Origin of the sequence: Chitinophaga sp. CC14 (assembly GCF_048957795.1) — a bacterium.
In the GTDB taxonomy this organism is placed as follows: Bacteria; Bacteroidota; Bacteroidia; order Chitinophagales; family Chitinophagaceae; genus Chitinophaga; species Chitinophaga ginsengisegetis.
This window is the reverse complement of the sequence record NZ_JARBFY010000001.1, coordinates 1,492,707-1,506,978: the sequence shown is the minus strand read 5'-3', so window position 1 is coordinate 1,506,978 and position 14,272 is coordinate 1,492,707. Positions and strand designations below refer to the sequence as shown.

The window sequence follows — 14,272 nt, the reverse complement described above, 5'->3', positions numbered from 1 at the left end:
TGAATGATTAGAAGTTAGTAAAAAGGGAAATGCTGTAAAGTGGCCGTTGCGGCAATTGACGTACGCCACTGGTCCGGTCTATCGCTTCCGGATCAATATCATTTCCGCTGAAAGTATAATAGAACAGGTTCTGTCCCTGTAACCGGATCTGTGTTTGGCTAAGTCCCATCCGTTTTAGAAAATCAAACTTCGGGTTATAGGTAATGATCAGGTCGCGCAGGCGGATATAATCCGCCCGGCGCACAAACTGTGATGCATACTGGTAACCGTAACGGGCATACGAAGGGAAATAGAACGGATCCTGTGCCCTGCCGGGTGTTAGCCCGGGGATATTGGTATAAAGCTCATCACCGGCTTTTTTCCAGTAATTGGAGGAGCCTTCCAACAGGGATGTACTGTAAGTAGTGATGTTCACCGGATTGGGTTGTTCCACCCGCATCACATGACCACCGTAATACATGAAGAGAAACGACAGGTCAAAGGCGCCTACGGAGAACTGGTTATTAAGGCCCAGTACATATTTGGGCGTAGTGGTGCCGTTGTAGACCAGGTCTTCAAATGCTACATCCTCCACTGCATTGCCGTAAAAGTCCAGGATATGCCGGCCCCCCTTCCTGTCATACACAAAAGGTTTACCCATATCCGTTAGTCCCCCATAATTATAGCTGAATAACGCATCCATTGGATACCCCTGCCGGTTAATGCGGCTGCTGGTGATATACTCTGAGTTATCGTATTCAGTGGCTTTTACGGCCAGTACTTTGTTATTGTTCAACGATGCGGTAAGACTGGTACGCCACTCGAACCGGCGGTTTTGTACATTCACGGTGGAAATCAGCAGGTCTATACCGCTATTGCGGATAGTAGCCGTATTCGCATTGTACTGGTTAAAACCGCTGGTTGGATCAGCATCATATTGTCCGAACACATCTCCTGTTCTTTTATAGTAATAATCCACGGAACCAAACAGGCGGTTGTTAAAGAATCCATAGTCCAGGCGCAGGTTGTAAGTGCGTGTTGTTTCCCAGCGCAACGATTGGTTTTCCGGTGTCATCACATAAAAAGATGGCTGGGATATCTCAAATACATTGTTCAGCTGCGATGCCAGGATCAGGAAAGGACCGTTGTTACTCACCGGCACATTTCCATTAAAACCAGTAGTAGCATTCAGTTTCAGCTCACTGATCCAGGTGTTGTCTTTCAGGAAATCTTCCATATGCAACCGCCAGGCGGCACCAGCCGACCATAACGGACGGTACTTATATTTGGGATCCACACCAAACAGGTTGGACTGGTCGATACGGTAACTGCCGGTAACAATATATTTACTGTTGTAGATATAGGTGCCCTGTGCATAATAGGAAAGAAAACGCCGGTCGGCACTGGTTTCATTAACATAATCCCTTATAGAAAGGCCGCTGCCGAACTGGGATACATCCGGAAACGCAGGGTTGGTATAAAGGCTCGCACGTTGCAGGTTAACGGGCCTGCTGATCAGCGATTGCCCATCATACCCGAAGTAACTGTTAAGATAGCTGTCGTTAGTGGTTTTTCGCTGTTCAGCACCCAGGATACCCGACATTTCATGCCTGCTGTTCGCGGAACGTTTATCAAAATTCAGTTGCGCACGCAGGGTGTAGTTTACCGCTTTCTGATCCGTTCTCCGGAGAATGTTGCCCTGCGGAATGTCAACAAACAAAGGTCTTCCATTGGGATCTTTGGAGGCTTTAAGGTTCAGCAGCCTGCGCACTGTATAGGATTGTTCATCCAGGAAGTTGTCCTGGATTCCTTGCTGCCGTTCATAATTGCCACCTACTTCGGCCGACATCCAGTCGGTGATTTTTCCTTCCAGGCGGGCCTGCACGCGAAACGCATTGGTGTTGATCTTAGTCGTATTGGCAGTGAGTTCACGGTACGGATAATAAAGCTGGTCGTACAACCCTAGTGCAATGAGCCGGTCGTTCCGTTGACGGTTAACCCCATAGTTCAGGTAGTCCCTGTTAACTCCCTGGGCTACCGCCAGCGGATTACCGTTGGCATCCGCCAGTTTTTCATAGGGATAAAAATCATTTATGGGAGCAGTGGTACCTTTTTCAGATTCAGCATGTGAATACACACCGCGGAAGTCCATTTTCAGGCGGTTGGAAAACTGGTAGGTATTGGCAAAATTCAGGATCAGCTGGTTGTTCTTCGATCCCACATTCACCGGTTGCTCCGCAATGTAATTCACGCCCAGCAGGTAAGTGCTTTTTTCGTTTCCTCCGCTTACATCCAGGTTAAGGTTGGTAGCCTGGCGTGTACGGAAATAGAGGTTTTCGTATTCCTGCGTATTATCGTAGCTACCCAGCGAATCCAGTCTTTGCCGTGCTACCTCCGCGGTAATGCGTTTTTGCTGCTCATCGAAGAGAATGGCATAGGCAGGAGGCATAGGCCGGTCATAAGCGGTATAGCTAATTTCATTGGGATTGGCACGTCTGAACTGTGCTTCCTGTAACGATACAAATTCCTTTGCACCGGCAAACTTCAGGTAGCCAAAGTCGGGCGACTGCTGCAACGCAGTAGTGGCACGCAAACTGAATTTTGCCTTACCGGATTTTCCACGCCTGGTTTCTACCACAATCACCCCATTGGAGGCACGCACGCCGTAAATGGCCGCAGCAGCGGCATCCCGCAATACGGAAATAGAAACGATATCGATGGGGTTGATGGTGTTAAGATCAATTTCTGTAGGAAAACCATCCACCACTATCAACGGCTTTTTTACGGCGTCAAAGGTGGAAACACCACGGATAGATAATTCCCCGGACTGACTGTTATACACCAAACCAGGTACCTTTCCCTCCAGGCTTTCCAGGAAATTACCGGTAACGGCTACACGCTGATCGTATTCCTTTTGTGTTACTACAGAAGCGGCGCCGGTCAGCTGATATTTGGGGATCTTTTTGTACCCCGTGGAAATGGTTACATTTTCCAGGTTCCGTACATCTGCCTGAAGGGCAATACGGATATCGCTGCGGCCATTCACCGCAATTTCCTGCTGGATATAACCTATCATTTTTACAATCAGTGTTGCCCCGTCTTCTACCTCACCGCTGAGGAGGAAAGCACCTCCATCATCGGTAACAGTGCCGCGGGTGCTGCCTTTCAGCAGGATGGTCACACCAGGTAAGGGCTCTCCCTTTTCATTGACCACGGTTCCTTTTAAAAGGGCCAGCTGGGCAGCCGCGAAACCGGCCTGGCCGGGATTCGGCGACTGCTGCGGCCGGGGTTTTCCTGTTACAAGGATCGTATTGTTCCGGATCACATATTTCAGCGGCTGTTCCCGGAACGCAAGCTCCAGGAATGCTTCCAGCTGCATGTTGCGCGCATCTACTGTAACCTTCCTGGCATTTTTCAACAGGTCGGCATTATACACCACCAGGTACCCGGTTTGCTCCCTGATCACGGAAAACGCTTTTTCAAGCGGTACATTTTTTCCGGAAAAGGTGATCTGTTGCGCAAAGCTGCCCGCAGTTACATGCAGAAACGCAGCGATGAGAAGAAGCATGGTTAATTTCATGACTTTCAGTATTGGGATCATCGTTCGGTGTCGTGATCCTTCGATTTTAGTTGACAACCGGCAGCTGTACATAGCTGGGGTTCCGGGGGCATGCGGGCATTGCATACCTTTCCCGGACCGGTTACAAAGAGCATTTAATTGCATAGCTTTGCAATGGTTTAGTTGATGAATAAGCAGTCTTGCGGGACTTGTTTTCTCAGTTAAGCCAATCTTTCACCGGAAGTGCTTCGAACCGCTTCCGGTTTTTTTGTGGCATATGACCTGGTTGATAAAAAATTATGGCATCACTGTCAGCTTTCTTCCTGATAATTTAAAATGCACGCCTGATTCCTGCAGGAATTCCAGTACGTCCTTCAATTCAAGATCCCTTCCCATTTCCCCGCCGAAAGTAATGGCCGGGATATTTTTTTCATACACTACTTCCACATCGTACCAACGGGCAATTTGCCGCATCACCACTTCCAGCGGGGCTTGCTGGAAATTGAAGATGCCGTTTTTCCAGGCGATGGCCTGACTGGTATTCGCATGTGCATCTACTGTAATGGATTGGGCTACCACCGCCTGTTGGCCTGGCAACAATACCTTGTTACCGGTAGCGGCTTTTACCAGGATTTTTCCCTGCAACAGGGTAGCCCGTAATGCCGATTCATCCGTATAGGCGTTTACGTTAAAGCTGGTACCTAATACTTCGATGGCAGTACCCTTGTCTGTTTTCACGGTAAACGGTTTGCGGGCATCGGCGGCTACTTCAAAGTAGGCTTCTCCCGTAATCACCACATTCCTTTCCCCTTCCGGAAAAGTAACCGGGTAGCGGATAGAGGATGCGGCATTGAGCCAAACGGTGGTACCATCGGGCAGTATCACCTGGAACTGCCGGCCCCGCGGCGTAGCCACTGTATTGTAGGCAAGCGACGGCGATGCGGCACCATCACGACTGTTGTACAACAGCTGTCCGTTCCGGAGCTTTACATCCGTGTTTCCCTGTTGGGTGATCACCCCGTTTTTCAGGCTGTCCAACACCACCTGCGAACCATCTGCGAGGGTAAGTATGGCGCCTTCCCTGCCTGGCCGGATGATGTTGCCGGGGCGTGCTGCTATTTTCACCGGCGCTTTCTGACGGGTCAGGAAATAAAGCCCCGTGCCCAGCAATAATAAAACAGCCGCGGCAGCCCACCAGCGCCGCATGCGCACCATTTTCACACGGGAAGGTGTGGCTGTCCGGCGGTTCGCTTCTTCCAATATATAAGTAAAAACCGCCTGTTTATCTGCCGGCATTTCGCCGGGGTAGTTGCTTTTTTGCAGCACCGCTTCTATTGCGGCTTCCTGCACATCCACGGCTCTTTCTTCCAGCACCCACTGCCGGAAGCGCTGCAATTCCTCTCCGGTAATGCTATCGTCCAGGAATTTTTGTACAAGGTGTTGAAATTCGGATGGCAACATAGTTATGCGTTGTTAAAATGTAATAGTACCTGCAGCCCGAAGGTGATTCCAGGTAAAGACAATCAAATAAGCAGGGGTAAGACGTCCGGAAGAAAATATTTTTTATTTGTAGAGGAAAAAGATCACGATTCCCAGTTTACCGGCATTTTTGCCGAGATGTTTGCGAATAGCCAGCAGACAGCGAACCATGTAAGTTTTGGAAGAAACAACGGAAATATTCATGCGACGGGCAATTTCTTCATGCGTTAGTCCTTCCTGCCGGCTTAGCAGGAATACGGTTTGCATTTGTGGCGGTAAATTTTCGATGGCCTGATGAACAGCCGTTTCCAGCTCCTTATATTCTACCCGTTCCTGCGGCGTTAAATTATTATCCCTGAAATAAGCGTTCAGAAACTCGCTGTTTTCTACCGGCAGTATCTTTTTCTTTAGCTCATTGCGGATTACGTTCCTGGCTACGGTAAACAACCAGGCATCAAAACGGTCTACCTCCGCCAGCTTTTGCCGGTTCATCCATATCCGGATAAAGATCTCCTGCGTGAGGTCCTGCGCCAGTTCTGCTGATTTGGTAAAATGCAGCGCATTCATGTACATCCGGTCCGAATACCGGTCAAATAATACCCGGTACGCATATTCGTCCCCGGCAGCTACTTGCCGGAGCAGTTCCCGCTCGTTATCTGAATTGTAGGACATGCTGAAAAAATGCTACCTCCGAAGTAATTGGTTGATTTCCCGCTAAAAGTAGCAAAAAAGTCAAAAGGGACTGACCAATTTTTACATTGGTCAGCCCCTTTTGATATTTTTTTTTGAGAAAGAAAGATGAACTAGTAGCCCGGATTCTGCGGGAACTCATTAACCGTTCTGTCGATCTGATCCTGCGGAATAGGCCGCAGCACATGTGTGGGTTTTATATTGTTACGGGCCTCATCGTTATGCAGCTTCACCCTTTCTACCAGTTTATGCGTGCGGGTAAGATCAAACCAGCGCAATTGTTCGCCCACCAGTTCACGGCCTCTTTCATCCAGGATAAAATCGATGGTCATGTCGGCAGCGGTTACGGTCATTGCATCGCGGTTAGCCTGTGTTTCAGCAGGGCTAGCGCCAATGCGGGCAGATCTCCAGCGGATCACATTTACGAGGTCGGCGGCTTCCTGTTTTTTGCCATCCATCATCAGGGCTTCTGCTTCTATCAGGTAAGCTTCTGCAAGACGCATGGCTATAAAGGGTCTTACGCCGGAAGCCTGGTTATCCGGACGAAGGGCATCGGCAAATTTATTCAGGGAAGGATACAGTTTTTCTGTGTACAATCTTGGTGGTACCAGCATGTAAGGTTTGCTGGCAATCACGGCGTCGGATACATCATAGCCAGGCAGGAATACCGCGGTATCGCCCATTTTCAGGTTGTCCACCGGCGCATTGGTTTTCCACAGGGTAGTGTAGAATTTCTCGTAACGCACGTCGTGTACCCTGTCTTTATACAGCGTATCGATCAGGAACTTTGTAGGTCTGAAACGCTTCCAGGGCGTACCGTTGGGCAGATCGCGCTTCATACCTTTCAGCACATCATACTGCATCAGGAAAAAGCGGCAGGCGTTGTTATCAGGGTAGCCATAAAGCGGATCAGTAGTATACTGCGCTGCCCAGATGGTTTCATCATTATTTTCTTTTCCCTGTGCCCATACCTGTCCTACATCAGCGAGTAATTTGAACCCGTAGTTTTTAATCACCATGTCGGCATATTTGGCGGCATTGGCATAGTCGCCGGCCTTTGCCTGCGGAGAGGAGGCGCGGGTCAGGTACACCCTTGCGAGCAGGTGTTCTGCGGCCGGTTTGGTAGCGCGGCCCCATTCTGCCTGTGTAGCGGGTAGTTCTGCTTCTGCTGCGAGCAGGTCGTTGATCACCGCATCATAGATAGCGGATACTGCGTCGCGGTGCGCTTCTCTTACAATTTCAGCATTTTCGTGCAGGCGTAAGGGTACGGCGCCAAACATCTGCATGAGTACAAAATGATAATGCGCCCGGCAAAACTTTGCTTCGGCCACCCCTTTTTTCTTTACGGCTTCGTCGAGGTCGGGGATCTTGTCGGCCCGGTCTATCGCCACGTTACAGGTGTTGATGGTTTGATAGAAACTGTTCCACACTTCCCTTACATGATCGTAGCGGGAATCCAGCTGTGAAGTATACTGACTTGTGAATTTGAAGTTACCGTCGGAACCGTTGGTGATAATATCGGTACCGGTTTCAGTGAGCGTCATACCGCGTTCTGTACTGTAGAAGTTACGCATAGACACGTAAGAGCCGTTAACGGCTGTTTGAAAACCGGATTTGGTATTGTAAAAGTCGTCTGTTACGTTGGTGACAATCTCTTCATCCAGCATTTTATTGCAGGAGGTGGAACCAACGGCCAGCAGCATGATGAGAGGAACTATATATTTCATAACGTTTTCTTTTAAAGATGTTTAATCAGGACCCGTTGATTTAAAATTTGGCATTCACTCCGAACTGCAGCATCCAGGTGGCTGGTGCATCAATGCCTATCACATTTACGTCTTCAGGATCAACTCCCTTCCAGGTTTGGCGGTAAGGCGCCAGGATCATTGGATTTTTCACGCCTACGTTTACCCGGAGGTCCTGCATGTGCATACGTTTTACCAGTGCATCCGAGAAGGCGTAGCTGAGCGTTACGTTCCTGATCTTAAAGAACGAGCCATCAAAGTAGCTAAGCGACTGGTAGTTGCTGGGGCGTTCCTGGTTGGCATTGGGCCGCGGGAAATCGTTGGTAGGATTGGCCGGCGTGTTGTAGTCTATATTCAGGTTATTATAACGGCCAAACAGCGTGTTATAGTTCTGGTAGAAATCACTTTTAATCATGCTTCCCATACGTGCAAAGGCTACGATAGATAATTCAAACCCTTTATAGGAGAAGCGCTGGGTAGTACCTGCGGACCATTTAGGCTGTGGGGAACCCAGGATCTGACGGTCGTTTTTAGCATCGATAAGGGTATCGTTATTTACATCTTCCAGCCTGATTTCTCCTGGCTTCAGATTGTAAAGTTTTGCCAGCTGGGCATCCTTTTCCTGCCATACACCGATCTTCTTAAAATCATAGTATACATAGGTAGGCTGACCTACAAACCAGGCATTTCCAACATCGGCAGTTCTGCCATCGCCGAGAGAGAGAATTTTGGACCGGTTGAGGAACATGTTGGCATCCATTTTCCAGCTAAACCCATTAGGGTTATCGATGATAGTGGCGCCAATTCCAAATTCAAAGCCGCGGTTCTGGGAAGTACCGAGGTTCATCAACACTTCATTAAAGCCATTGCTGAACGGGAGCGTTTGCGGCATGAGCAGGTCGGTAGTACGTTGGTTGTACCATTCCACCACACCGGTGATACGGCCATTCAGGAATCCGAAATCAAGACCGATATCAGTGGATGTGGTAGATTCCCAGGTGAGGTTGGGATTACGCAGATCGAGCGGTACAAAGCCCAGTACGCCTTTATTACCGAAGGAATAAGGAATCCTGCTCAGGTTACCCTGCGTAGCATATGGATTAATACCGGTGTTACCGATGCGGCCAAAGCTGGCGCGCAGTTTCAGGTTATCCAGCACTTGTTGTCCTTTCAGCCATTTTTCGTTTACTATGTTCCACGCACCTGCAATGGAAGGGAAATAACCCCATTTTTTACCGGGTGCGAAACGGGAAGATCCATCAGCGCGGAGGGTAAGAGTCAGGAGATAGCGGTCGTCGTATCCATAATTCAAACGGCCCATATAGGAAAGGATGGTCCAGGAACTCAGACTGCTGGTTACGCCGGTTACATTGAGCGACTGGCCCAGGTTATAATATTGCTGTGTTTCTACCGGGATACCTCTTACGTTGGTAGTGGAAATATCCACGTTCTGACGTTGAACGCTGTATAAGCCGGTAAAGCCGATATTATGTTTTTTGATCTCTTTGTTGTAGGTCACTATGTTTTCAATGGTATACGCCATGGTAGCGGCATTTCCTTTGGAAGCCGTAGCATCACCACCGCCAATCAGCAGGTTGGTATTGTTTTTACCCTGGAAAAGGCCATAGTTGTAATTCTGAACATCCGGGCCCACGTTGAGGCGGTATTTCAGACCATCTATGATTTCCACTTCTGCAAACAGGCTGGTGAAGATGCGGAAGCGTTTCATCAATTCCACACGGTTGCCGGGCACATAATCCAGTAACGGATTTGGTTGCTGGCTATCGCCGGTGGGATAGGTGATCAGCTTTCCGTTGTCGTCGTAGGGAGCGGCGATGGGCAGCATTTTCAGGGCATTGTCTATCCCGTTGTAGGTTTCGCCGTTACGTTCACTGTAGGCGCCTAACAGGGTGGCTCCTACGCGAACGCGGTCGCCGATCATCTGGTCGATGCCCACATTGAAATTGTAGCGTTCATAGCTTTGCAGTTTCAGCACGCCCTGGTCTTTAAAGTAGCCCAGTCCTACGGTGTATTTTGTTCTTTCCGTACCGCCGGCTACGCTGAGACCATGATTGGTTTGGTATCCCGGGGAAATCATCAGATCCTGCCAGTCAACGTTTGTACCTTTCTTGATATTGGCGTATTCAACGGTGTTAAATATTTTCTTGTCGGAGGCGTCGGGGTTGGCATCATCGTATTTGCCGATGGTGCGGTTAGCTTCCCGGCGCATTTCAATGAAGCGGTTAGCATCCATCATGTCGGATTCGCCGAGTTGTTGTACATAGCCATAGGAACCGCTGTAGGAAACCACGGGTTTTCCTTCCTTGCCTTTCTGGGTAGTGATGAGTACTACGCCATTGGCGCCCCTGGAGCCATAGATGGCTGTTGCAGAAGCATCCTTCAAAATATCCATCGATTGTATTACTCCCGTACCGATATCGCTGAGGGTACCGGCGTAAGGGATCCCGTCTACTACATAGAGGGGGTCGTTACCGGCCCTGAGGGAGCGGCTACCGCGGATACGTACGGTGGGTTCATCTCCGGGTTTACTACTGTTATTGAGTACTTCCACGCCGGGAGCGCGGCCCTGCAGGGCCTGTTGCGGGTTGGTAACCGGCACGTCCTGGATGGCTTTGGTGCCTACGGAGGAAATGGAGCCGGTTACATCTTTTTTCTTCTGTTGACCGTATCCTACCACCACAATTTCTTCCAGTTTTTTGCGGTCTTCCGTTAAAACTACGGAAACGATTGCACGACCCTTTACGGCTTCTTCATAAGTGTTAAATCCGATGTAGGTAAATACGAGTACAGCGTTGGCGGCGTCTGTAACTTTGAGCCGGAAATGTCCCTTGGCATCCGACTGGGTGCCTGCATTTTTCCCTTTGATAGAAACTGTTACGCCTACCAGTGGTTGCTTCTGAGCATCGAGGATATTACCTTCTACGGTAATTGGGTTGCCTTGTGCCTGGGTGAGTTGGTAAAATAGCAAACATGCTATCATACAGATAAGACGTGAAAAAACTTTTTTCATAACGTAGTTTAATAATGATTGTAGATAAAGAGTATTGCTTTTTGATTTTGGCTGTTGCTACGTGGATACTTTCTGGAAACAAAATAAGATATTTTTACATTGCTGCAATCGTTTGCATGAATATTTTTATTTCTAATTCTGCCAAACCCCATATTGGTCAGATTATCATGTGATTAAAAAATAAAAAATAAGATTAATCTTTTGCAATCGGTTGTAAAAATCATTTTCATTGTTTATTTTGGTCACCTTATTCCGTTTAAGTTATGAAAAAGACGATCCTTTTATTTGGCTCCCTGCTGTGTATGTACGGTAGCCTTTTCGCCCAGAAAGCCCAATGGCAGCAACTTTTCAACGGTAAAGATCTGAAAGGCTGGAAGCAACTCGGGGGTGAAGCAAAATATAATGTGCAGAACGGCGAAATTGTGGGTACCACGGTGATGAATACGCCAAACTCTTTCCTCGCTACTGAAAAAGAGTACGGCGACTTTATTCTGGAGCTGGAATTCAAGCTGGGCAAGGAATTCAATTCCGGCATCCAGTTCCGCAGCCAAAGCCGCGCCGACTACCAGAATGGCCGTGTATTTGGCTACCAGATGGAAATTGACCCGTCTGACCGTAAATGGAGCGGTGGTATTTATGAAGAAGGCCGCAGAGGCTGGCAGTACCCTATGGAACTGAACCCTGCCGGTCAGAATGCCTTCAAAAAAGACGGCTGGAACAAATACCGTATTGAGTGCCGGGGCAACGAAATGCGTACCTGGGTAAATGGCGTACCTACTGCCCACCTGATAGATACCGCGCTGCCAAAGGGTTTTATCGCTTTACAGGTGCATAGCATCGGCAAAAATGCAGCAGACGACAACAAAAATATCTACTGGAAAAATGTCCGGCTGATAGAAAACCCGGCTGCCTCCCAGTACTCCCCTTACGACAACATCTACGTTGTTAATAATGTGGATAACACTATTTCCGGCCAGGAAAAGAAAAACGGCTACACGCTGTTATGGGACGGAAAAACCAGCAAAGGCTGGAGGGGCGTGTATAAGAAGAACTTCCCTACCGCCGGCTGGACCATGCAGAATGGAGTGCTTATGATTGGTCATTCCAACGGAGATGAAGAAGGCAGCGGCGGCGACATTGTTACAGAAAAACAATACGGCGCTTTTGAGCTGGAATTTAGCTTCAAACTAACGCCAGGAGCCAATAGCGGGGTAAAATACTTCGTGAGCGAATCCTATGAAACAGGTGGCAAGTCGGCTATCGGGCTGGAATACCAGGTACTCGACGACGAAAAGCACCCGGATGCCAAGTTAGGACGCGATGGAAACCGCACTTTAGCAAGTCTTTACGACCTCATGACAAGAAAACAGGAAAAACGTGCCATCAACCCTATTGGAGAATGGAACAAAGGTCGTATTATTGTGTATCCAAATAATCACGTAGAACACTGGTTAAATGGATTTAAAGTGTTGGAATATGAGCGTGGCTCCCAGGCTTTCAAGGATCTGGTAGCCATCAGCAAGTATAAAAACTGGAAGAATTTTGGTCTGTGGCCCGAAGGGCACATCCTTTTACAGGATCATGGTAATGAGGTTTCTTTCAAAAGCATTCGAATAAAAATTCTTAAATAATATTTTTTATCTTTTTTTTCATTGTTCACTGTTCTAAATAAGCATTCCGATTCTTCGGAATGCTTTTTTTCTTGGATAAAACGGTAAATTACTACCTGTTCACAACCCATTTATATGAAAATGTTACAACGAAAAGGCTACCTCCTCCTGTCGGGCGCTTTACTGGCGGGGGCTTGTCAGCAACCTGGCAGTCATAGTAACCCGCAGGCCACGCAGGATTCCCTGCGTAACCTGGCCACCCGGTACTACAACGAAAGCATGGCCCTGAACCCGCTACAGGCCACCCAGAACGGGGAGAACCAATATAACGACCAGTTGCCGATAGACATCAGTGACAGCTACCGCGCAAAGGCCGATTCTTTCTATGCCAGCTACCAGCAGGCCATTAAGGGTATTGATACGGCGGCACTTTCCGGCAACGACCGTATTACCTACGACATGTTGCAACGGGAATTCAGCATCAACCGGGAAGGACTCACCTTTCACGATAACCTGATGCCTGTGCAGCAGTTCACCTGCCTGCCGCTCACACTGGCGCAACTGGGTTCCGGTTCTTCTGCCCAGCCATTTAAAACGGTAAAGGACTATCAGAACTTCATGCATCGTATGGAGCGCTTTGCCATCTGGACCGACACGGCCATTGCCAATATGCGCAGGGGCATGGCTACCGGCTACGTATTGCCGCAAAGCCTGGTAGTGAAAGTGATTCCGCAGGTAACAGACCTGGCCAAAAAAGATACTGCCAACAACGTATTCTATGCGCCGCTGAAAACGATCCCCGATTCGCTGGATGCCGCTACCAAAGCGGGCCTGGTAAAAGATTATACGGCGGCTATTGAAACCTATATCCTGCCTTCATTTGCAAAGCTGCGCGACTTCATGCAAAAGGAATACCTGCCTAAAGCCCGCACCAGCAGCGGTATTGGCGCTATTCCGGATGGTAAGGCGTTTTATGCTTTCCTGATAAAAAGCTGGACCACCACCGATCTTACTCCTGAAGAAATTTTTGCTTTGGGAGAAAAAGAAGTGGCCCGGATCCGCGGTGAAATGGAAGATGTGAAGAACAGCACCGGTTTCAAAGGCGATCTTCCGGCCTTCTTTGCGTCGGTACGTACGGATAAGAAACTACGCATCTTTAAAACGCCTGCCGCTATCCTGGATTCTTTCAAAGCCATCGAGGACAAGATCATGCCGGGAGTAAAAAAGATGTACGGTCATCTTCCCAAAACAAAATTTGAAATCCGCCAAACCGAAGCATACCGGGCAGCTTCCGCATCTGCAGAATATATGCAGGGCAGCGCAGACGGTACCCGGCCGGGCGTATTTTACGTGCCTATCCTTGATGCCACCAGCTTTTCGTATACCGGTATGGAATGCCTGTTTTTACACGAGGCTATTCCCGGTCACCACTTCCAGATTTCCCTGCAACAGGAAAACGACTCCCTGCCTAAGTTCCGCCGCTTCTCGTGGATTGGCGCCTATGGCGAAGGCTACGCCCTATATTGCGAAAGTTTAGGAAAAGAGCTGGGATTATACACCGATCCTTACATGTACTTTGGACGCTTAACGGATGAAATACACCGCGCTATTCGTTTAGTCGTGGATGTTGGTATGCACACCAAAGGCTGGACCCGTGAGCAGGCCATCAAATACATGATGGACAACGAGCCGGTATCCACGCAGGAAGCCACCGCTGAAATTGAGCGCTACATGGCCATTCCCGGCCAGGCGCTTTCCTATAAGATCGGGGAACTGAAGATCCGCGGATTGCGGAACCAGTATACCAAGTCGCTCGGCAGCCGGTTCAGCTTATCATCTTTTCATGATGAGTTGCTGAAAGACGGCTGTGTGCCGTTGTCGGTACTGGAGCAAAAAATGTCGCGCTGGGCAGCAGCTCAACCCTAGCAATGCCTTGTCCCGTTTGACTTTCGGCTTGTATTACCCCTTCCGGGTGGTAATACAAGCCGAAACTTTTTTGGGGCGCCAGGGATTAAATTTCGATTAATAAAAAAAGCTACATTTCCCTGAAATACGCCCTGGTCCGGGATGAAAAATTTTCCCACCGGAAGGAAAATTCATTTTAACATTCATGATTGGGTTTTATTTCCTATTTTTATAGGGCAGTTTCATTCACTATTTACAGCTTAGATTTACGTTA

The 14,272-nt window shown here is 48.6% G+C and carries 7 protein-coding genes; 2 read left to right on the top strand and 5 right to left on the bottom strand.

Annotated features, from left to right (window positions below; all coding sequences use genetic code 11):
* Positions 1 to 7: 7 nt before the first annotated feature.
* From PV783_RS06340 to PV783_RS06320, 5 genes are all read right to left on the bottom strand, one after another.
* Positions 8 to 3,559 (bottom strand): SusC/RagA family TonB-linked outer membrane protein, encoded by a 3,552-nt coding sequence (locus PV783_RS06340; RefSeq protein WP_420987439.1) that lies wholly within the window; start codon positions 3,557 to 3,559, stop codon positions 8 to 10.
* A 276-nt stretch (positions 3,560 to 3,835) separates the two neighbouring features.
* A complete protein-coding gene (locus PV783_RS06335; RefSeq protein ID WP_420987438.1) occupies positions 3,836 to 4,999 on the bottom strand; it encodes a FecR family protein in 1,164 nt (387 codons plus the stop codon).
* Positions 5,000 to 5,101: 102 nt separating this feature from the next.
* A complete protein-coding gene (locus PV783_RS06330; RefSeq protein WP_079469568.1) occupies positions 5,102 to 5,689 on the bottom strand; it encodes an RNA polymerase sigma factor in 588 nt (195 codons plus the stop codon).
* A gap of 131 nt (positions 5,690 to 5,820) precedes the next feature.
* Complete coding sequence (locus PV783_RS06325; protein WP_363431342.1) at positions 5,821 to 7,434, bottom strand: RagB/SusD family nutrient uptake outer membrane protein; 1,614 nt, start codon at positions 7,432 to 7,434, stop codon at positions 5,821 to 5,823.
* A gap of 40 nt (positions 7,435 to 7,474) precedes the next feature.
* Positions 7,475 to 10,483 (bottom strand): SusC/RagA family TonB-linked outer membrane protein, encoded by a 3,009-nt coding sequence (locus tag PV783_RS06320; protein WP_420987437.1) that lies wholly within the window; start codon positions 10,481 to 10,483, stop codon positions 7,475 to 7,477.
* Positions 10,484 to 10,746: 263 nt separating this feature from the next.
* Here PV783_RS06320 and PV783_RS06315 point away from each other — a divergent pair, with 263 nt between their 5' ends.
* Positions 10,747 to 12,114 (top strand): 3-keto-disaccharide hydrolase, encoded by a 1,368-nt coding sequence (locus PV783_RS06315; RefSeq protein ID WP_420987436.1) that lies wholly within the window; start codon positions 10,747 to 10,749, stop codon positions 12,112 to 12,114.
* A gap of 114 nt (positions 12,115 to 12,228) precedes the next feature.
* Positions 12,229 to 14,019, top strand: a complete 1,791-nt coding sequence (locus tag PV783_RS06310; RefSeq protein ID WP_420987435.1) for a DUF885 domain-containing protein — start codon at positions 12,229 to 12,231, stop codon at positions 14,017 to 14,019.
* The last annotated feature ends 253 nt before the right edge of the window (positions 14,020 to 14,272 follow it).

Bases quoted from the DNA above. Each gene is read 5' to 3' on its own strand.
- PV783_RS06340 (WP_420987439.1), bottom strand. From the start codon at position 3,559: ATGAAATTAACCATGCTTCTTCTCATCGCTGCGTTTCTGCATGTAACT.
- PV783_RS06335 (WP_420987438.1), bottom strand. From the start codon at position 4,999: ATGTTGCCATCCGAATTTCAACACCTTGTACAAAAATTCCTGGACGAT.
- PV783_RS06330 (WP_079469568.1), bottom strand. From the start codon at position 5,689: ATGTCCTACAATTCAGATAACGAGCGGGAACTGCTCCGGCAAGTAGCT.
- PV783_RS06325 (WP_363431342.1), bottom strand. From the start codon at position 7,434: ATGAAATATATAGTTCCTCTCATCATGCTGCTGGCCGTTGGTTCCACC.
- PV783_RS06320 (WP_420987437.1), bottom strand. From the start codon at position 10,483: ATGAAAAAAGTTTTTTCACGTCTTATCTGTATGATAGCATGTTTGCTA.
- PV783_RS06315 (WP_420987436.1), top strand. From the start codon at position 10,747: ATGAAAAAGACGATCCTTTTATTTGGCTCCCTGCTGTGTATGTACGGT.
- PV783_RS06310 (WP_420987435.1), top strand. From the start codon at position 12,229: ATGAAAATGTTACAACGAAAAGGCTACCTCCTCCTGTCGGGCGCTTTA.